Raw genomic sequence first — 19,099 nt, forward strand, 5'->3', positions numbered from 1 at the left:
TCATGGGTTTTGTTGATCAGGCCAGCCAGCGTTTCCTGCGGCGGTAGAACTTCATGTCGCGAAAGCTCTTGCGCCCGGCGCTCGACACGCCCAGGTAGAATTCCTTGACGTCCTCGTTGCTGGCCAGGTCCTGTGCCTGGCCCTCCATCACCACGCGGCCGTTTTCCAGGATGTAGCCAAAGTCGGCATAGCGCAGCGCCACATTGGTGTTCTGCTCGGCCAGCAGAAACGACACGTTTTCCTTGTGGTTCAGATCCTTGACGATGCCGAAGATCTCTTCGACGATCTGCGGCGCGATACCCATCGACGGCTCGTCGAGCAGTATCATCGACGGCTTGGCCATCAGCGCACGGCCGATCGCGCACATCTGCTGCTCGCCGCCCGAGGTGTAGCCGGCCTGGCTGGCGCGCCGCGTTTTCAGGCGCGGAAAGTAGTGGTAGACCTTCTCCAGCGCATCCTTCAGTTCGCCGCGCGAAATGCTGCGCGTGTAGGCGCCCGTCAGCAGGTTTTCCTCGATCGTCAGATGGCCGAAACAGTGGCGTCCTTCCATCACCTGCGACAGGCCCCGTTTCACCAGTTCATTCGGCGTCAGCTGGTCGACCCGCTCGCCCTTGAACTGCACTTCGCCCTTGGTGACGTCGCCGCGTTCGCCGCGCAACAGCGTCGAGATGGTCTTCAGGGTGGTCGACTTGCCGGCGCCATTGGCGCCCAGGAGCGCCACGATCTTGCCCTGCGGGACCTGCAGCGACACGCCTTTCAGGACCAGGATCACGTGGTCGTAGATGACTTCGATATTGTTGACCGACAAATAGGGCGGCGCGGCGTCCGCCTTGACCGGGACTTGCGTGGCAGTGGATGTCATGGCTGTTTCTTCAAAATGTCAGACAAGGGACCGGCAGCGGCCGGTCCGGTTACGCTTACTTCATGCACGCCGGCGTGATCTTCTTCTCTTCGGCATACTTGCCCGAGGATTCATCGACCAGTTTGCGCACCAGCGCCCTGTCGCCGACGATCCATTTCGGCGTGATGGCGGTCCATTTCTTGCCATCCCACTGCTGCACTTTCACGGCGCCCGAACCTTCATGGTCGTCGCAGCTGGTTTTCACGGCAGGGAACATGCCCAGCGCGCCGACGGCTTTCTGGCGCGCCTCGTCGACGTTCAGGTTTTCCAGGCCCCAGCGCATCTGTTCGCCGGTGACCGGTTTGCCCTTGCCGAATTTTTCCTGCGCCGTGCGGATCGCCTCGACCCACAGGATGCCGGCCGTTACGCCACGCATGTGGTAGACCGAACCGATGCGTGACTGGTCGGCCAGGTTGCCCTTGCCGGACGCGTACAGTTTTTTGCGGATATCGTCGAGCACGGGGTAGCTGCCTGGCGTGTTGAACGTCATGGCGCTGTAGCCCTTGGCCGCGTCGCCCGACGGGATCGTGTCTTCTTCGGAACCGGCCCACCAGACGCCGAGCATTTTTTCACGCGGAAAACCGTTGCGCTGCGCCGTCTTGATGGCCACCGAATTCATCACGCCCCAGCCCCACAGGATGACGTGATCGGGTTTGGCCTGGCGGATCTGCAGCCATTGCGACTGCTGCTCGCTGCCCGGTGGCGCGACGGGTATCTTGATCAGCTCGAAGCCGTACTGTTTCGACAGCGCGTCGAGCACCGGCATCGGCTCCTTGCCGAAGGCCGAGTCGTGGTACAGGTGGACGATTTTCTTGCCTTTGAGCTTGTCCATGCCGCCTTCCTTGTCGCCCAGGTATTTGATCATGGCGGCGGCCTGGCTCCAGTAGCTGGAGATCAAGGGGTACACATACGGGAAGACCTTGCCGTTGGCCGCGTCCGAGCGGCCGTAGCCGATCATGGTCATCGGGATCTTGTCCTGCACCACGCGGTCGAGAATGCCGTAGGCGACACCGGTCGACAGGGGCTCGACCAGGGTGGCGCCGCCCTGTTTGGTTTTCAGGCGCTCGTAGCATTCCACGCCGCGCGAGGGGTTGTATTCGGTCTCGCATTCTTCCCAGCTGATCTTGACGCCATTGACGCCGCCGGCCTGGTTGACCAGGTTGAAGTAGTCGATGATGCCGCCGTAAAAGCCCGAGCCGCCGGCCGCATACGGCCCCACGCGGTAGGACGGCAGGGCGATGTACTGATCCTGCACTTGCGCCTGCGCTGTGCCGGCGATGGTGAACCCTGCGGTGGCAAAGGCGGTGGCCAGCATGAGCGATTTGATGTGTTTCATTGTGTCTCCTCTTGTTTTATTGGTGTTCAATTCAAGCGACATCGACTGCAATTTAGTGCGGGAACGGCCATAAACGAAGCTTCTCTTTTGCGATCTGCCACAGCCTGGCCAGGCCGTGCGGCTCGACGATCAGGAAGAAGATGATCAGGGCGCCGAACACCATCAGTTCCAGGTTCGAGGCCACGCTGGTGGGCAGCGACAGGCCATGGGCGACGATGTTCAGAAACACCGGCAGCAGCACAATGAATGCGGCGCCCAGGAACGAGCCGAGAATCGAGCCGACGCCGCCGATAATGATCATGAACAGGATGCGGAACGACAGGTCGAGGTTGTACGCTTCCGGCTCCACCGTGCCCAGGTAGGCGTAGGCATACAGGGCGCCGGCCACGCCGCAATAAAACGAGCTGACGGCAAACGCCAGCAGCTTGGTGCGCATCAGCCGAAAGCCGATCACTTCGGCCGCCATGTCCATGTCGCGCACCGCCATCCACGAGCGGCCCACGTTGGAGCGGATCATGTTCTTGGCCAATAGCGCCATGCCCGCCACGATGGCCAGCACCAAGAGGTATTTGCTTTGCGGCGTGTCGAACTGGTAGCCGAGGATCTGCATGCCCTGCACCGTCACCACGCCCGAGGAGCTGTAGTTGGTCAGATACGGGATCTTGGTCAGGCACCAGATCACAAAGAACTGCGTCGCCAGGGTGGAGGCAGCCAGGTAAAAGCCGCGGATGCGCAAGGAGGGCAGGCCGAAGGCGATGCCGACCATGGCCGCGCACAGGCCGCCGAGGATAAACGACACCAGCAGCGGCAGGCCGGGCAGGCGCGCCATGAAGTTATACGAGGCAAACGCGCCGACGGCCATGAAGGCGGCCGTGCCCAGCGACAGCTGGCCGGCGTAACCGGTCAAAATGTTCAGGCCCAAAGCTGCCAGCGCGAAGATCAGGAAGGGGATCATGATCGCCGACAGGATGTAGGGCGAGGCGAAATACGGCAGCAGGAACACGGCGGCAGTCAATGTTGCCGTCAACGCCAGGCGGTCCTGGCGGATCGGGAAGATCTGGTTGTCGTCCTGGTAGCTGGTCTTGAATTGTCCGGCTTCACGGTAAATCATGGTAAGTCCTTTGCGAGGGTGCGGTAGCGTTGTGCATAATCAGGCGTCAGATGCGCAGGCGTCAGATGCGCAGGCGTCAGATGCGCCGGATGATTTTTTCGCCGAACAGGCCTTCCGGGCGCACCAGCAGGAACAGCAAGGCCAGCACATACGGGAACCAGCCTTCGATGCCGCCGCCCACCATCGGGCCGATATACACTTCGGCCAGCTTTTCGGACGCGCCGATGATCAGGCCGCCGACGATGGCACCCGGTACCGAGGTAAAGCCGCCGAGTATCAGCACCGGCAAGGCTTTCAGGGCGATAAAGGTCAGCGCGAACTGCACGCCATTGCGCGCGCCCCACAACAGGCCCGCCACCATCGCCACCAGGCCCGCCACGCCCCACACCACGGCCCAGATGCGCTGCAGCGGAATGCCCACGGCCAGCGCCGCCTGGTGGTCGTCGGCCACCGCGCGCAGGGCGCGGCCCACCTTGGTTTTCGAGAACAGCAGGGCCAGGCAGGTCACCAGCAGCGCGCAGATGCCGGCGGCCACCACATCGAACTGCGAGATGATGATGTTGAAGTGATCCATCAGGAACTGCATCGGCACGTCTTCGATCGGCAGGTCCAGTTTATGTACCTGCGAGCCCCACATCAGCTGCGCCAGGCCTTCGATAAAGAACGCCAGGCCAATGGTGGCCATGAACAGCGTGATCTCGGGCTGGTTCACCAGCGGTCGCAGCACCACCCGCTCGATCGCCATGCCCAGAGCGATCATGGCCACCATGGTCAAAGGGATGGCCAGCCATAGCGACAGGCCGAATTTGTCCATGATGCCGACGCAGGTGAGGGCGGCGAAAAACACCATCGCGCCTTGCGCAAAATTGAACACGCCCGAGGCCTTGTAGATCAGCACGAAGCCGATCGCCACCAGCGCATACATCACGCCCGACAGCAGGCCGCCGATCAGCACTTCAAAGAAAAAATTGATATTCATGAGGTTTCCAATGGTGTGAGCATAGCCCTGCCCGATTACGGGCAGGTCGTTTCGCCGGCCGGCAGCGTGCTGCCTGAATTCCCGGCTACACCGCCCAAGTACGCGTTGATGACATCCTGGTTGCTGCGCACCTCGTCCGGCGTGCCGTCGCCGATCTTGCGGCCGTAGTCGAGCACCACCACCCGGTCCGAGATATCCATCACCACGCCCATGTCGTGCTCGATCAGCACGATGGTCGTGCCCAACTGGTCGTTGACGTCGAGGATAAAGCGGCACATGTCCTGTTTTTCTTCCACGTTCATGCCGGCCATCGGCTCGTCGAGCAGCAAGATCTCCGGTTCGGCCACCAGCGCGCGGCCCAGCTCGACGCGCTTTTGCAGGCCGTAGGGCAGGCGCCCGACCGGCGTCTTGCGGATCGCCTGGATTTCCAGGAAGTCGATGATTTCCTCGGCCTTCTTGCGGTGCTCTATTTCCTCGCGCCGCGCCGGGCCCCAGTACAGGGCCTGCAGCAGGAAGTTCGACTTCATTTTGAGGTTACGGCCCGTCATGATGTTGTCCAAGACCGTCATGCCCTTGAACAGGGCGATGTTCTGGAACGTGCGCGCGATGCCGGACCTGGCCGCCTCGTAGCAGTCCATGCCGCGCCGGTGTTCGCCGCGGTAGATGATCTCGCCCTGCTGCGGACGGTAGACGCCATTGATCACATTGAGCATCGAGCTTTTGCCGGCGCCATTGGGGCCGATAATGGCGCGGATCTCGTGCTGCTTCACGTCGAACGAGATATCGGTCAGCGCCTTCACGCCGCCGAAAGACAAGGAGATATTTTTCAGGTCCAGGATCACGGGGCCGGTCTTGCGCTGCGCGCCGAAGTGGACATCGGGTTCGTTCATTAGCATCGTGCCGTGCTCCATCATGCTGCCAGGCCCAGGGCCGGATAGGTCTTGCTGCTCCAGATCTGCAGGTCGGCGCTGGTGGAACCAGTGCGGCCATCCTCGAACTTGACCTGGGTCTCGATGAATTGCGAGCTCTTGCCCTCGTACAGGGCCGAGATCAGCACCGCGTATTTTTCGGCGATGAACTTGCGGCGCACCTTGCGCGTGCGGGTCAGTTCGTCGTCATCGGGGTCGAGTTCCTTGTGCAGCACCAGGAAGCGGTGCACCTGCGTGCGCTCCATCAGCGGGTCGGCCGCCAGTTCCGCGTTGACCTGCTCGATGCAGTCGCGCACCAGGCCATAGGTTTCTTCGCGCGCGGCCAGGTCGGTGTAGCCGGCGTACGCAATGCCGCGCCGCTCGGACCAGTTGCCGACCGCCTCGATATCGATATTGATAAAGGCGCAGACCTCATCGCGGCCATGGCCGAAGGCCACCACTTCCTTGATGAAGGGGAAGAACTTGAGCTTGTTTTCGATATAGTTGGGCGCGAAGATGGCGCCGCAATTGAGCTTGCCGACGTCGGCCGCGCGGTCGATGATCTTCAGGTGGCCTTCGCTGTCGAACACGCCGGCGTCGCCCGTATGAAAATAGCCGTCGGCGTCGATCACTTCGGCGGTCGCTTCGGGGCGGTGGTAATAGCCGCTCATGGTGGCCGGCGACTTGACCAGCACTTCGCCATTGGCCGCCAGTTTCACTTCCACGCCGGGCGCCGGCAGGCCCACGCTGTCGAACTTGATATTGCCGTCCGGCTGCAGGCACACATAGGCGCAGGTTTCGGTTGAGCCGTACAGCTGCTTGAGGTTGACGCCGATCGAGCGGTAAAAGCGGAACAGGTCGGGGCCGATGGCGGCGCCGGCGGTGTACGCCACGCGCACGCGCGACAGGCCCAGCACGTTTTTCAGCGGGCCGTAGACCAGCACATTGCCCAGCTGGTAGCTGAGGCGGTCCATCAGCGAGACCGGCTTGCCGTCCAAAATCTGCGCGCCGCAGCGCCTGGCCACGTCCATGAAATGGCCAAACAGGCGGCGCTTGATGCTGCTGGCGTCTTCCATCCGTATCATCACGCTGGTGAGCATGTTTTCAAACACGCGCGGCGGCGCAAAGTAGCAGGTGGGGCCGATTTCGCGCATGTCGATCATCACCGTGTCGCCCGATTCGGGGCAGTTGACGGTGAAACCGGCCACCATCGCCTGCGCCAGCGAAAACAGGCAGTCGCCGACCCAGGCCATCGGCAGGTAGGACAGGATGTCTTCGTTGTCGGTCAGCTTGTCGAAGGCGACGCCGCCTTCACCGGCGCACAGCAATGCCGTGTGGCTCTGGCAGACGCCTTTCGGCTTGCCGGTGGTGCCCGAGGTGTACAGGATTACCGCTGAATCGGTGCCGCGGCCCGCTTCCACCGCTGCTTCGAAAAAGCCCGGATGGTCGCGGTCATACTCGCGGCCCAGCGCCTGCAGTCCGGCAAAGGAAATCAGTTCGGGCTGGCGGTAGTGGCGCATGCCGCGTTCATCGTCATAGGCGATATGGGCCACGTGCGGATACAGGGACGTCAGTTCGAGCAGCTTGTCGACCTGTTCCTGGTCTTCGACGATGGCATACTGGATATGCGCGTCCTGCAGCACATAGGCCATGTCAAGCGCCGGCGCGTCCTGGTACAACGGCACGGGCACGCCGCCCAGGCTTTGCGCGGCCAGCATGGCCCAGTACAGGCGCGGGCGGTTGTCGCCGATAATGGCCAGGTTCATGCCGCGCTGGAAGCCGATGGCGGCCAGGCCGCAGGCCAGCGCCCGTACTTCGGCGTTGACGTCCTGCCAGCTCCAGGTTTGCCAGATGCCCAAGTGTTTTTCGCGGAAGGCCGGTTTGTCGGGACGCACGGCCGCATGCTGCAGCAGGCGCCGGGGAAAAGTCGGCATTGCGGTATTGTTTTGCACCAGTGTCTCCTGTTGCGTGTCTCAGGCGCCACCTCGTTGTGTGGCACTCTGTGTTTTTATGTGTGCAGCGTTTGTGCAATGATAGTAGCTTGCGTCGTCATGACGAGTTGTCTTTTCGGGGACATTTGCCCACTTTTCGATGGTGCATTGCACAAATGAAATCAGCCGATATCAGTCTCAAAGACGCCGTGCGCGCGGCCAACTGGGCGCAGTTACTTGACGCCGATCAATTGGCGCGCGTGGAAGCCGATACCGTGGAAGCGTTCGTGCCGAAAGGCGGCTTTGTCTGCCGCAAGGGCGAGCCGGCCGGGTACTGGATTGGCGTGATCAGCGGCATGGTCAAGATGAATAATTTTTCCGCTTCCGGCAAGGCCATGACGTTTATCGGCGTGCCGCCCGGCAGCTGGTTTGGCGAAGGCTCGCTGCTGAAAAACGAGATCCGCAAATACGACACCATGGCCCTGCGCGACACGCGCGTGGCGCGCTTGCCGGCATCGACCTTTCACTGGCTGCTTGATACCAGCCTGCCGTTTACGCGCTTTTTGCTGATGCAGTTGAACGAGCGCCTGGGCCAGTTTATCGGCATGGTGGAAAACGATCGCCTGCTGGACCTGAACACGCGCGTGGCGCGCTGCCTGGCGTCGATGTTCAATTCGCATCTGTACCCGGGCGTGGACACCCTGGTGCAGCTGTCGCAGGAGGAGATCGGCCTGCTGTCGGGCTCCTCGCGCCAGCGCGCCAACCAGGCCTTGCAGGTGCTGGAAAAACAGGGCTTGCTGCGCCTCGATTACGGCGGCATCCGCGTGCTCGATCTCGAGGGCTTGCGCCGCTACGAGGCCAGCGATGCCACCTGATTCCACCCGCGCCACGGCGCTGCGCGCACGCCTTGAAGGCGCCCTGGTCGACCATGCGCGCTTTACCGGGCCACCGGTTGATTTCACCGACTGGACGCCGGAGGAACTCGGTGTGGTCTGGGGCGCGCTGCACCGCGCTGCGAGCTTTGGCCACGACGATATCGCACGGTTCAAGCTGGGGCGGACCTTGCTGGAACAGGTGAGCGAGGCCGGGCTGGCGCCGCTGCTGGCCGGCGACCTGTTCCTCGATGCACTCGACGCGGCCGGTGACGACAACGGCGAATGGGAGTATGTCATTGGCTGCGTGGCTTGCCTGCAGGGCGAGGCACCGGCAGGCACGGCGGCGCAGGCGCGGCGCATCCTCGGTGAGTCATCGCGCTGGGCCGAGCGGCCCTACCAGGCCTGGCTGCTGGCGCGCCTGGCCGGTAGCGACGCCCCGGCGCAATTTGCGCAGGTGATGGAGGAGCGTCACGCCCGTTATCCGATGCCCTTGAGCTTGCAGGAACTGGCCGTGCTGTCGCAGCTGTCGCAAGCTTCCGTGCTGGCGCTGGCCGGCTCGCGCCATAGCAGCTTCTGGAACCGCGACAGCATTGGCCAGCCGGACCCGGCCGAAGTGCTGGCCGGCGACGCCGCCTATATCGAGTTTGCGCGCACGGTACTGGAGCAGGCGGCGCGCCATATTGCCGCCATCCATGAAGGCAGCGTGCCGTATGCCGCCGACGCCGCCTTTGCCACGGATGATACGCCAGTGCTGGCGCGCGCCGCGCGGCTGGCTTCCTACCGCGACGAAGCCTGGTTCGGCCCCGTGATCACCACCTTGCTGCCTTTGGCGTGCGTGGCGCCCGGCACGGCGAAGAGCGCGCCGTCGCAGTCGCTGGCGATGGCGCTGGGCCATGCGGTGGAAACCATTCCCACGCCGGAAAGCCTGCTGGCCCTGCGCACGGCACTGGTCCAGGTGCGCCATGCGGGTATCCGCAAGAAGCTGGAACGCAATCTGAAACCGGCCGAACGGGCGCTGGCCGAGCGGCCCGATATCGCCTGGCGGGCCGGCATGCCGGGCCCCATGGGCAAGCGGCGCCAGGCCATGCTGGCGCGCCGCCTGGAAGCGGGCTACGCCAGCGAAGTGTGGCTGCCCCTGGCGCAGTGGCGCACGCTGCTCGGCGACGCCGATATCGACACGGTGGCGCGCGCATTGATCTGGCGCAGCAGCGATGGCGTGGCCTTTATGCTCGACGGGGAAGGCGCCATCGATGCGCAGGAGCAGCCGCTGGCATTGCCTGGACAAGGCGAGATCGGCCTGTGGCATCCCTTGCACGGCAGCGTAGAAGAGCGCGCCAGCTGGCAGGCGCTGCTCACGCAGCGGCGCGTGCGCCAGAGCGTGCGCCAGGCCTACCGCGAAGTGTATCTGCCGCCCGACGATGGCAGCGAACCGTTTGCCGGCCTGCTGCTGTCGGTGCGCACCTTGCTGGGCCTGGCGCGCCGCGAAGGCTGGCGGCTCGACGATGCAGGCCTGTCGCGCCAGTTCGGCGCCCGGCGCGTGACCTTGCTGCTGGAGGGGCGCATTTATCCCGGCGCGCAAGGCGCTTGCACCTCGGGCGCGCTGCTGGCGCAGGAGCGCGTGGCCAGCCGCTGGCAGGCGGTGGCGCCGGGGCAGATGGCGCCGGTGGCGTATTCGGAAGCGTGCCGCGCGGTGGACCTCCTGGCGAGCGCCAGTGCGTTTGCGCTGGCCGGGGAAGAACCAGGCGCGCAGCGCCAACAGCGGCTGGCTTACCTGGCCAGCCTTGAAACGGGGCCGATGGTGGGTATGCGGCGCGCAGTGCTGGAGCAGGTGTTTGCGCAGCAGATCGGGGACGGGTACATGGCGCTCGAAGCGCGTCACCTGATGGTGGGCCGGCACGCGATCCACCTGGCCACCGGCAGGGTCACGCTGGACGGCGCCGAGGTGATGGTGGAAGTGCCGGCCGGGGGTGGCAAGCTGGGCGCCGTGCCCTGGCTGCCGCACGACGAGGCGCTGCTGGAAAAAATCGCCGGTCTGGCCGGCCAGCTGCTCCAGCGGCGCCGCCATGGTTGCTGAGTACAGCATCGCCGGCAATCGGAGTATCATGATCGCTTCCCAGCACCGCACCTTTTCGCCGCCATGCAGACATCCGTCACCAGTACTCCCGCCTCCCGTTTGACCCTGCTGCGCGCCGCCATGCGCGCGCAGCAGATCGATGCCTTGATCGTGCCCTCGGCCGACCCGCACTTGTCCGAATACCTGCCCGCGCACTGGCAGGGCCGCGAGTGGCTGTCCGGCTTTACGGGCTCGGTCGGCACCCTGATCGTCACGTCCGACTTTGCCGGCGTATGGACCGATGGCCGCTACTGGGAACAGGCGGAAACCGAACTGGCCGGCAGCGGTATCGCACTGAAAAAAATCCCGTCCGGCGCCAGCGTACTGTTCATCGACTGGTTAGGTAGCACCATGCAAGCCGGGCAAACCGTGGCCGTCGACGGCGCCGTGCTGGGCCTGGCCAATGCGCGCCTGCTGCGCCAGGCGCTGGGAACGGACGTGGTTCTTCGCACCGACATTGACCTGCTGAACACCGTGTGGACTGATCGGCCAAGCATGCCCATGGCCGCCATCTTCGAGCATGGCGCGCCGTATCCGGCCTTGCCGCGTGTGGCAAAACTGGCGGCGCTGCGCGCGGCCATGAGCGCGCACGGCGCCAGCCACCATGTCATTTCCACACTCGACGATATCGCGTATCTGTTCAACCTGCGCGGCGCCGACGTCAATTACAACCCCGTGTTCCTGGCCCATGCGCTGGTGGGACCGCAGCGCACTACCCTGTTTGTCGCCGATGGCAAGCTGCCCGCCGACCTGCGTGCGACCCTGGAAGAGCAGGGCGTCGACGTGGCGCCATATGCGCAGGCGGCAAACGCGCTGGCAGCCTTGCCGGCCGGCGCCAGCCTGCTGCTCGACCCGCGCCGCGTCACCTACGGCACGCGCCAGGCGGTGGCCGACGGCGTGCGCGTGATCGAGGCGATCAACCCCACCACCCTGGCCAAGTCGCGCAAGAGCGACAGCGAGGCGGCCCATGTACGCGCGGCGATGGAGCAGGACGGCGCGGCCTTGTGCGAATTTTTCAGCTGGTTGGATAGCACCCTGGCCGACCCGCAGCGCGCGCCGCTGACGGAAATCGGCGTCGACGAACGTCTGACGGCGTGCCGTGTGCGCCGCGCCGGCTTTGTCAGCCCCAGCTTCGGTACCATCGCCGGCTTCAACGCCCACGGCGCCATCATGCATTACCACGCGCAGGCGGGCAGCGCAGCGACCATCGAGGGCGATGGCCTGCTGCTGATCGACTCGGGCGGCCAGTACCTGGGAGGCACCACCGACATCACGCGGGTGGTGCCGGTGGGCGCCATCACGGCCGAACACAGGCGCGATTTCACGCTGGTGTTACGCAGCATGATCGCGCTGTCGCGCGCGCAGTTCCCGCGCGGCGTGAAGTCGCCCATGCTGGATGCGATCGCGCGCGCGCCGCTGTGGGCCGAAGGCATCGATTTCGGCCATGGCACCGGCCATGGCGTGGGTTTTTTCCTGAACGTCCATGAAGGGCCGCAGTCGATTTCGCAATCGACCATGCCCGAGCCGCAGACGGCGATGGAGCCAGGCATGATCACCTCGGTCGAGCCGGGCATCTACCGCCCCGGCCAGTGGGGCATCCGCATCGAGAACCTGGTGCTGAATGTAACGGCGGTGGCCGGCGAGTCTTCGCAGTTCGGCGAATTTTTGAAGTTCGAGACCTTGACCCTGTGCCCGATCGACACGCGCTGCGTCGAGCGCAGCCTGCTGCGCGACGACGAGGCGGCCTGGCTGAACGACTATCACGCCACCGTGCGCGCGCGCCTGGCGCCGCACCTGGCCGGCGACGCTTTGGCGTGGCTGGAACAACGCACGGGAGCCATCTGATGCGGTCGACACGCGCCACCTCCGCCATCGAGCGGCTCAAGGAACGCAGCGGCAACCGCCTCTACACGATGGCGCGCACCGGCGACGAACTGTTTTTCCTCACCGAAGGTCCGGGCCTGCCGCCCCTGTGCGAGCCGCTGGAACTGGACGCCTTTGTCGCCTTCGTCAATGGCCTGGGTCCGCAAAAGGCGCGCCGGGTCAGCAAGCTCGATGTGGCGTTTGAAAAGCAGCTGAGCAAGAAACCGTAGGCGATGCCGACCATCGACTTCCTGCGCGCCTACTGGTCGCCGGCCGAGCTGGCGACCAATGGCGTGATCCTGATGAACCTGCTCGGCGCGCTGGCGCTGGGCCTGCTGGTGGGCTACGAGCGCTCGTATCACGGGCGCGCGGCGGGCATGCGCACCTACGGCCTGGTGTGCATGGCTTCGGCCGCGCTGACGGTGCTCGGCGGCTACCCCGAATTCTGGTACGGCGGCCATGGCAACATCGTCGGCAGCGATCCGACGCGCGTGATCCAGGGCATCGTCACCGGCGTGGGGTTTTTGGGCGCCGGCGTGATCATGCGCGAAGGCTTCAATATCAGCGGCCTGACGACGGCCGCCTCGATCTGGGCCTCGTCGGTGATCGGCATCATGGTGGGCATCGGTTTTTACCTGTCGGCCATGGGCCTGGCCTTCCTGTGCGCGATGGCGATGATTTTTCTGTCAAAATTGGAGAACTGGCTGCCCTCGCGCCATGCCGTGGCCATCACCATGCGCTTCAAGCGCGACTTCGTGCCACGCGAAGACGCGCTGCGGCACATGGCCGCCAAGCGCGGCTACGACATCGCGGGCGGCTCGCTGACCATCGGCAGCACCGACGGCATGCAGGAATGGCGTTTTGTCGCCATCGCCCATGGCAAGAACACGGGCGCCAGCCTGTCCGCCATGTCGGTCGAGCTGGCCGCTTTCGACGGCATTGCCGGCTTCCAGCTGTCGCATGCCCGCAACTAAGACAAGGGATCACCATGGATGCACAGGCTCAGGCACAGGACGTACTCGATTTCTGGTTTCTCGCTCCCGATAATCCCGCCCACGGCCAGTCGCGCGCCGAATGGTTCCGCAAGGACGAGGCGTTCGACGCGCAGATCCGCGAGCGCTTCGGCGCCCTGATCGACACCGCCATCGCCGGCGGCCTGCATGACTGGGCCGCCACGCCACGCGGCGCGCTGGCGCAGATCTTGTTGCTCGATCAGTTTACGCGCAATGTGTACCGCGGCACGCCGCGCGCGTTTGCCGGCGACCCGCAGGCGTTGGCGCTGGCCATCGCGCTGACGCAAAGCGGCCAGGACCAGGAACTGGAGCCGACTTTGCGCGCGTTTGTCTACATGCCTTTCGAACATGCGGAAGACCTGGCCATGCAGGCGCGCGCGGTGGAACTGTTCCAGCTGCTGACGCAGTTGCGCGAGGGCTACGAGAGCATGCTCGATTATGCGCAGCGCCACCAGGAAGTGATCGCCCGCTTCGGCCGCTTCCCGCACCGTAACGCCATTCTGGGCCGCGACTCCACCCCCGAGGAAGCCGCTTTCCTGCAACAGCCGGGTTCCGGCTTTTAGCCCGTCATGAATATCACTGTCAATCTCATCGGCGCCGGCCATGTGGGCAGGGTGCTGGGCCGCCTGTTCGCCGGCGTGGAAGGCATCGCGATACAGGACGTGCTGACGCGCTCGATGGACTCGGCGCGCGAGGCGGTCGGCTTTATTGGCGCCGGTACCGCCGTCGACAGCTATGCGGCCTTGCGCCGCGCCGACGTGACCATGCTGGCCGTCTCGGACGACCAGATCGTGCCGGCCTGTGCGGCGCTGGTGGCCGAAGGGCACCAGGCCGGCGCCATCGTGTTTCACTGCAGCGGCGCGCTGGCGTCCAATTTGCTGCTGGCGGCGCACCAGGCCGGCGCCTCGGTCGCCAGCGTGCATCCGATCCGCAGCTTTGCCGACCCGCAGCAAGTAGTGGCCAGTTTCGATGGCACCTATTGCGGCGTCGAGGGCGATGCGCTGGCGCTGGCGTTCCTGACCCCCGTGCTCACCACCGTCGGCGCGCGCCCGGTGCCGATCGATGCGGCCGCCAAGACCCTGTATCACGCCGCCGCCGTGTTTGCCAGCAATTACCTGGTGACGGTGCTCGATGCGGCCTTGCGCGCCTACCAGGCGGCCGGCATTCCGGAAGCGGTGGCGCGCGAGCTGGCCGGGCCTTTGGTGACGGAAACGGTAGCCAATGTGCTGCGCCTGGGCGCGGCGCCGGCGCTCACCGGCCCGGTCGCGCGCGGCGACATGGCTACAGTGGCCAGGCAGCAGCAGGCGGTGGCGCACTGGGATGGCGCCACCGGCGCCCTGTACGAAGCGCTGGTGGCGCCGACAGTGGCGCTGGCGGCGCGCAAGCGCGCGCTATCGCCGTAACGTCAGGCCGTCTGCATGCAGTTGCGGCCGGCTTCCTTGGCCTGGTACAGGGCGCTGTCGGCGCGCGAAAAAAAGGCCGATTCGCTGTCTGCGTGCTGGTAGACGGTCACGCCCAGGCTGATGGTCACCGGCAATGGCGGCACGGGCAAGCCGAAGTCGTGGCTGGCGACGGCCAGGCGCAAGGCTTCGGCCACCTGTTGCGCCTGCGCCAGGCTGCAGTTGTTGAGCAGCACCAGGTATTCCTCGCCGCCCCAGCGCGTGATGATGTCGTTTTCGCGCACGGTGGCGCGCGCCACGTCGGCCACACCCACAATCACCTTGTCGCCCCACAGATGGCCGTGCGTGTCGTTGACGCGCTTGAAGAAATCGATATCGAACAGGATGGCCGACAGCGGCTGCGCCGTGCGCCTGGACTGCAGGGAGGCACGCTGGAACAGCAGTTCCAGCGACTGGCGGTTCAGCAGCCCCGTCAGCGCATCGGTCGAGGCGATGCGCTCGATGCGCTGCTGGTAGCGGTTGACGGTTAGCAAGGTCAGCAGCAGCACCAGCAGGGTCACGCCAAAGCTGATGGCCAGGTTCAGGATGAACACGCCCTGCAAGGATTTGACTTCATCGCTGACATTCTGCTCGACCACCAGGTACCAGCCCAGTTCGGGAATATGGCGCGAGTTGACGAGGATTTGCGCGTGCTCACACTGGTAGGACAAATGGGTGGGTTCGGTTTGCCGGTTGAGGATCTGGCCGGCGATATCGCGCACGCCGGGAAGGTTGCGGATATTGCCCTGGCCTTTGTTTCTCTCGCGCATGGTCTTGCCCGCGAGTACGATCGCCCCCTTGCCATCGACAAAGTAGATATTGCGGTGAAAGCGCGCCTGGTAGCGGTCGATGATATGGCTCATCGTGTCCAGGGTCAGGCCGATACCGGTGGCGCCGATAAAGCGCCCGTCATAATCATGGACGCGGTGATTGATGAAGATTGTCATGCTGTCGCGGTTGGCCATGTCGATATCGACATTGGTTTCATAGTCCCTGCCGGTCATGTTGCGCACGCGGTAATACCAGATGTCGCGCGCGGCCTTTGGGCTGACTGATTTGAGCGTGCCTTCGGCGTAATAATATTTGCTGCTCTTGTCAGAAATGAGGAAGCTGGTGATGGCGCCGTACTTCTTTTTCACTTCGGCCAGATAGCGCACGATCTGCCGGCTATCGATTTCGCCGGCCAGTATCCAGTCGCGCACGAAAGTGTCGTGCGCCATCAGCGACGAGATGAAGACAGGGCGCAGCATGTCTTTCTGGATCTCGGAGTAGATATTGTCGCCCGTCAGCGGCAAGGTCTGGTCGGCAATGCCATGCTCGATGGCCTGGCGCGAGGCCAGGTAGCTGGCCAGGCTGGTAGCGACAAAACCGGCCGCCAGGATCAGCGTCAGGAGCAAGAGCAGACGGTACTTGTTCGACAAGAGACGCATGGAGGTTCGGGAAGGTCGGCTGGCGGCGCGCAATGCAAAAGTATGCAGCAGCAGTTGTCTCGGTGCAATGTTAACAGGCAATCTTGAATGGCAGAACAGTCAATCACGGCCAGATAACCACAACTTATCAAATAAAAATGCCTCGCTGTCGACAAAGATGTCGATTGGAAATAACATTTGATGCTGGGAATCAAGCGCACCACCCCAGTCACGGCGCCGGCTTCAGGCGCTGGACTACACGCGCAGGGAGCATTCCATGTTATTTTTAAAGACGACATCCAGCAGCAAGGCGCCCGGCATTTATGATGTCGACATCGCCGCCAAGCCACCCGGCAAGACTTTCGGCGTGTTTCTGGCCACCAACCCCGAGCAGGCGCCGCAAGCCGTGCTGGACCAGCTCAAGGCGTTGGGCTTCGACAATACCTACAGTTCCTCGTATTTGCACAAGGATGGCTGCAAGGTGCTGGATCTGCATTTCCAGAAAGATGGCACCGACCTCTTCAAGGGCTGGAAAAGCGAGGAATGCACGCAGAACCTGGCCGCCATCACCGAGTTGTTCGCGCAGCATGGCATCGCCGTCACGCCAAGAGTCATGTCGATGGCCGAAGCGTATGCTTGAGGAAACTTCTCTTAAGTTTCGCTTAAGTTAGCCTAACTTTGCGCATTTCTTCTTTATTTCAGTCTGTACTGCCTGGCTTACATCTCGTCACATTTCTTACGCAATGGAGACGGACGTGTGTTTTTCACAGTGCTATCGTGAACACATCGCATTTCGCTGGAACTGCGAATCCAGGCAATTCAACTTATTTAAGAGAGAACATGATGAAAAAGATCCTGTTTGCAATGATCGCTTCCGTAACCGCCATGTCCGCCATGAGCGCTGCCCATGCAGAGGGTCCTTATGTGGGTGTCGGCGTCACCGCCAACCGGTATGATTTCAATGTGCCTGGCGCCACCAGCGCCGATAACCATAGCGGCACCAAAGTCGGCGGCAAGTTCTTTGCCGGTTACGACCTGAACCAGACTTGGGCGGTCGAGGGCGGTTATGCCGACTTCGGCAGCAAGAACTACAGCTATATCGACAACGCTGGCAACAACGGCAGCGTGAAGGGCGATTCGCACGGCTATTACCTGGCCGGCAAGGCCACCATGCCCGTCACCGACAAAGTCGGCGTGTTCGGCAAGCTTGGTGTCGCCCGCGTCGACAACAGCCTGAGCGGTTCTGGCCTGTCGAGCGGCATCGGCGGCCAGAACAAGACCGGCGTCTACGCCTCGCTCGGGGCCCAGTACGCGATCAACGAGAAAGTCTCGCTGACGGCGGAAGTGGAACACTTCGGCAAGAGCGCCGACCAGGGTCATAAAGCTACCGGCCTTGCCGTTGGCGCCCGCTACAATTTTTAAATTGTCAGCCGTGTGCTGAAAAAAAAGGCAGTCACCATGGTGACTGCCTTTTTGCATTGCTGACTATAAATCTTATACGGTCAGCGGCTTGTAGCGGATGCGCTTGGGCTTGGCGCCTTCTTCACCCAGGCGTTTTTTCTTGTCGGCTTCATATTCCTGATAGTTGCCGTCAAAGAATTTCACTTGCGAATCGCCTTCGAAGGCCAGGATATGCGTGGCGATACGGTCGAGGAACCAGCGATCATGGGAAATGACCATCACGCTGCCGGCGAACTCGAGCAGCGCGTCTTCCAGTGCGCGCAGGGTTTCCACGTCCAGGTCGTTCGACGGTTCATCGAGCAGCAGGACGTTGCCGCCCATTAACAGCGTTTTGGCCAGGTGCAGGCGGCCGCGTTCACCGCCGGACAGGTTGCCAACGATTTTTTGCTGGTCGCCACCTTTGAAGTTGAAGCGGCCCAGGTAGGCGCGCGACGGCATCTCGAAGCGGCCCACGGTCAGCATGTCGGCGCCGCCGCAGACGTCCTGGAACACTGTCTTGTTGTCCGACAGCGAGTCGCCGCGATTCTGGTCGACAATCGACACACGCGCCGTCTGGCCGATCACGACTTCGCCGCTGTCCGGCTGTTCCTTGCCGGTGATCATCTTGAACAGCGTCGATTTACCTGCGCCGTTGGGGCCGATGATGCCGACGATGGCGCCGGCAGGGATCGTGAAGCTCAGGTCGTCGATCAGCAGGCGGTCGCCGAACGCTTTCGACACGTTCTTGAATTCGATCACTTCATTGCCCAGGCGTTCGGCCACGGGAATGAAGATCTCCTGGGTTTCATTGCGCTTCTGGTATTCGTGCTCGGACAGCTCATTGAAGCGGGCCAGGCGGGCTTTCGACTTGGCCTGGCGTGCCTTCGGGTTCTGGCGCGACCATTCCAGCTCTTTCTGCAGCGCTTTCTGGCGCGCCGATTCCGTCGCCTCTTCCTGCTTCAGGCGGGCTTGCTTCTGCTCCAGCCAGGTCGAATAGTTGCCCTTCCATGGAATGCCGTGGCCGCGGTCGAGCTCCAGGATCCACTCGGCCGCATTGTCGAGGAAGTAGCGATCGTGGGTGATGGCCACCACGGTGCCGGGGAAGCGCAGCAGGAATTGTTCCAGCCAGTCGACCGATTCCGCATCGAGGTGATTGGTTGGCTCGTCGAGCAGCAGCATGTCGGGTTTTGACAGCAGCAGCTTGCACAGTGCCACGCGGCGCTTTTCGCCGCCGGACAGGACACCGATTTTCGCGTCCCATGGCGGCAGGCGCAGCGCGTCGGCGGCCATTTCCAGTTGCAGGTTCAGGTTGCCGCCGTCGGAAGTCGAGATGATCGCTTCCAGGCGCGCCTGTTCATTGGCCAGGGCGTCGAAATCGGCGTCTTCCTCGGCATAGGCGGCGTACACCGCTTCGAGCTTGGCTTGTGCTTCGAACACTTCGCCCAGTCCCGATTCAACTTCCTGGCGCACGGTCTTGTCCGCATCGAGCTGCGGTTCCTGCGGCAGGTAGCCGATGTTCAGGCCCGGCATCGGTACGGCTTCGCCCTGGATGTCGGTATCGATGCCGGCCATGATTTTGAGCAGGGTCGATTTACCGGAACCGTTCAGGCCCAGCACGCCGATCTTGGCGCCCGGAAAAAAGGACAGGGAAATATCTTTCAGGATCTGGCGCTTGGGCGGGACGATCTTGCCCACGCGATTCATGGTGTAGACGTAATTAGCCATTAGAAATCTCGGGTGTTATACAAAGACGAACAGGATACGGTAAACGCCTGCTTCCG

General features: G+C 63.3%; 17 protein-coding genes. 9 read left to right on the forward strand and 8 right to left on the reverse strand.

Going from position 1 to position 19,099, the window contains the following annotated elements:
• Window positions 1–16: 16 nt before the first annotated feature.
• The 6 genes from CD932_RS11290 to CD932_RS11315 all read right to left on the reverse strand — a co-directional run bounded on the left by CD932_RS11290 (window position 17) and on the right by CD932_RS11315 (window position 7,169).
• Window positions 17–862, reverse strand: coding sequence for an ABC transporter ATP-binding protein (locus CD932_RS11290; protein WP_094442721.1), 846 nt, complete (start codon window positions 860–862; stop codon window positions 17–19).
• A 55-nt stretch (window positions 863–917) separates the two neighbouring features.
• Window positions 918–2,237: an ABC transporter substrate-binding protein gene (locus tag CD932_RS11295; protein ID WP_094442722.1), complete on the reverse strand. Its 1,320-nt coding sequence runs from the start codon at window positions 2,235–2,237 to the stop codon at window positions 918–920.
• A gap of 52 nt (window positions 2,238–2,289) precedes the next feature.
• Window positions 2,290–3,348, reverse strand: coding sequence for a branched-chain amino acid ABC transporter permease (locus tag CD932_RS11300; RefSeq protein WP_094442723.1), 1,059 nt, complete (start codon window positions 3,346–3,348; stop codon window positions 2,290–2,292).
• A 76-nt stretch (window positions 3,349–3,424) separates the two neighbouring features.
• Window positions 3,425–4,321, reverse strand: a complete 897-nt coding sequence (locus CD932_RS11305) for a branched-chain amino acid ABC transporter permease (protein ID WP_176460987.1) — start codon at window positions 4,319–4,321, stop codon at window positions 3,425–3,427.
• A 41-nt stretch (window positions 4,322–4,362) separates the two neighbouring features.
• A complete protein-coding gene (locus CD932_RS11310) occupies window positions 4,363–5,223 on the reverse strand; it encodes an ABC transporter ATP-binding protein (RefSeq protein ID WP_254926553.1) in 861 nt (286 codons plus the stop codon).
• Between the two features lie 14 nt (window positions 5,224–5,237).
• Window positions 5,238–7,169, reverse strand: a complete 1,932-nt coding sequence (locus CD932_RS11315) for an AMP-binding protein (protein WP_094443592.1) — start codon at window positions 7,167–7,169, stop codon at window positions 5,238–5,240.
• 173 nt (window positions 7,170–7,342) lie between these two features.
• Between CD932_RS11315 and CD932_RS11320 the strand changes: the two genes are divergently transcribed.
• The 7 genes from CD932_RS11320 (at window position 7,343) to CD932_RS11350 (ending at window position 14,433) form a co-directional block, all read left to right on the forward strand.
• Window positions 7,343–8,041: a Crp/Fnr family transcriptional regulator gene (locus CD932_RS11320; RefSeq protein WP_094442726.1), complete on the forward strand. Its 699-nt coding sequence runs from the start codon at window positions 7,343–7,345 to the stop codon at window positions 8,039–8,041.
• The gene (locus tag CD932_RS11325) at window positions 8,031–10,115 is read left to right on the forward strand and encodes a DUF4132 domain-containing protein (RefSeq protein ID WP_094442727.1); all 2,085 of its coding nucleotides are present in this window, start codon (window positions 8,031–8,033) and stop codon (window positions 10,113–10,115) included. The genes CD932_RS11320 and CD932_RS11325 overlap by 11 nt, the downstream gene beginning before the upstream one ends.
• A 63-nt stretch (window positions 10,116–10,178) precedes the next feature.
• Window positions 10,179–11,999, forward strand: coding sequence for an aminopeptidase P family protein (locus tag CD932_RS11330; protein WP_094442728.1), 1,821 nt, complete (start codon window positions 10,179–10,181; stop codon window positions 11,997–11,999).
• Window positions 11,999–12,247, forward strand: coding sequence for a hypothetical protein (locus CD932_RS11335; protein WP_094442729.1), 249 nt, complete (start codon window positions 11,999–12,001; stop codon window positions 12,245–12,247). The genes CD932_RS11330 and CD932_RS11335 overlap by 1 nt, the downstream gene beginning before the upstream one ends.
• A gap of 3 nt (window positions 12,248–12,250) precedes the next feature.
• Entirely contained in the window at window positions 12,251–12,991 is a 741-nt protein-coding gene (locus CD932_RS11340) for an MgtC/SapB family protein (protein WP_094442730.1), read from the forward strand.
• A 14-nt stretch (window positions 12,992–13,005) separates the two neighbouring features.
• The gene (locus CD932_RS11345; protein WP_094442731.1) at window positions 13,006–13,593 is read left to right on the forward strand and encodes a DUF924 family protein; all 588 of its coding nucleotides are present in this window, start codon (window positions 13,006–13,008) and stop codon (window positions 13,591–13,593) included.
• A gap of 6 nt (window positions 13,594–13,599) precedes the next feature.
• Window positions 13,600–14,433: a Rossmann-like and DUF2520 domain-containing protein gene (locus tag CD932_RS11350; RefSeq protein WP_094442732.1), complete on the forward strand. Its 834-nt coding sequence runs from the start codon at window positions 13,600–13,602 to the stop codon at window positions 14,431–14,433.
• Between the two features lie 2 nt (window positions 14,434–14,435).
• Here CD932_RS11350 and CD932_RS11355 read toward each other — a convergent pair whose 3' ends face one another.
• Window positions 14,436–15,899, reverse strand: coding sequence for a sensor domain-containing diguanylate cyclase (locus CD932_RS11355; RefSeq protein WP_094442733.1), 1,464 nt, complete (start codon window positions 15,897–15,899; stop codon window positions 14,436–14,438).
• Window positions 15,900–16,155: 256 nt separating this feature from the next.
• On the opposite strand from CD932_RS11355, the gene CD932_RS11360 reads away from it, so the two are divergent.
• A complete protein-coding gene (locus CD932_RS11360; RefSeq protein WP_094442734.1) occupies window positions 16,156–16,518 on the forward strand; it encodes a hypothetical protein in 363 nt (120 codons plus the stop codon).
• A gap of 200 nt (window positions 16,519–16,718) precedes the next feature.
• The gene (locus tag CD932_RS11365) at window positions 16,719–17,300 is read left to right on the forward strand and encodes an outer membrane beta-barrel protein (RefSeq protein WP_254926554.1); all 582 of its coding nucleotides are present in this window, start codon (window positions 16,719–16,721) and stop codon (window positions 17,298–17,300) included.
• A gap of 72 nt (window positions 17,301–17,372) precedes the next feature.
• Here CD932_RS11365 and ettA read toward each other — a convergent pair whose 3' ends face one another.
• Window positions 17,373–19,043, reverse strand: coding sequence for an energy-dependent translational throttle protein EttA (gene ettA, locus CD932_RS11370; RefSeq protein ID WP_094442735.1), 1,671 nt, complete (start codon window positions 19,041–19,043; stop codon window positions 17,373–17,375).
• Window positions 19,044–19,099: the final 56 nt, after the last annotated feature.

This window comes from Janthinobacterium sp. PC23-8, from assembly GCF_002250505.1.
GTDB lineage: Bacteria > Pseudomonadota > Gammaproteobacteria > Burkholderiales > Burkholderiaceae_D > Janthinobacterium.

Coding starts and splice junctions, on each gene's coding strand:
- CD932_RS11290 (WP_094442721.1), bottom strand. CDS start 862: ATGACATCCACTGCCACGCAAGTCCCGGTCAAGGCGGACGCCGCGCCG.
- CD932_RS11295 (WP_094442722.1), bottom strand. CDS start 2,237: ATGAAACACATCAAATCGCTCATGCTGGCCACCGCCTTTGCCACCGCA.
- CD932_RS11300 (WP_094442723.1), bottom strand. CDS start 3,348: ATGATTTACCGTGAAGCCGGACAATTCAAGACCAGCTACCAGGACGAC.
- CD932_RS11310 (WP_254926553.1), bottom strand. CDS start 5,223: ATGCTAATGAACGAACCCGATGTCCACTTCGGCGCGCAGCGCAAGACC.
- CD932_RS11315 (WP_094443592.1), bottom strand. CDS start 7,169: ATGCCGACTTTTCCCCGGCGCCTGCTGCAGCATGCGGCCGTGCGTCCC.
- CD932_RS11320 (WP_094442726.1), top strand. CDS start 7,343: ATGAAATCAGCCGATATCAGTCTCAAAGACGCCGTGCGCGCGGCCAAC.
- CD932_RS11325 (WP_094442727.1), top strand. CDS start 8,031: ATGCCACCTGATTCCACCCGCGCCACGGCGCTGCGCGCACGCCTTGAA.
- CD932_RS11330 (WP_094442728.1), top strand. CDS start 10,179: ATGCAGACATCCGTCACCAGTACTCCCGCCTCCCGTTTGACCCTGCTG.
- CD932_RS11335 (WP_094442729.1), top strand. CDS start 11,999: ATGCGGTCGACACGCGCCACCTCCGCCATCGAGCGGCTCAAGGAACGC.
- CD932_RS11340 (WP_094442730.1), top strand. CDS start 12,251: ATGCCGACCATCGACTTCCTGCGCGCCTACTGGTCGCCGGCCGAGCTG.
- CD932_RS11345 (WP_094442731.1), top strand. CDS start 13,006: ATGGATGCACAGGCTCAGGCACAGGACGTACTCGATTTCTGGTTTCTC.
- CD932_RS11350 (WP_094442732.1), top strand. CDS start 13,600: ATGAATATCACTGTCAATCTCATCGGCGCCGGCCATGTGGGCAGGGTG.
- CD932_RS11355 (WP_094442733.1), bottom strand. CDS start 15,899: ATGCGTCTCTTGTCGAACAAGTACCGTCTGCTCTTGCTCCTGACGCTG.
- CD932_RS11360 (WP_094442734.1), top strand. CDS start 16,156: ATGTTATTTTTAAAGACGACATCCAGCAGCAAGGCGCCCGGCATTTAT.
- CD932_RS11365 (WP_254926554.1), top strand. CDS start 16,719: ATGATGAAAAAGATCCTGTTTGCAATGATCGCTTCCGTAACCGCCATG.
- ettA (WP_094442735.1), bottom strand. CDS start 19,043: ATGGCTAATTACGTCTACACCATGAATCGCGTGGGCAAGATCGTCCCG.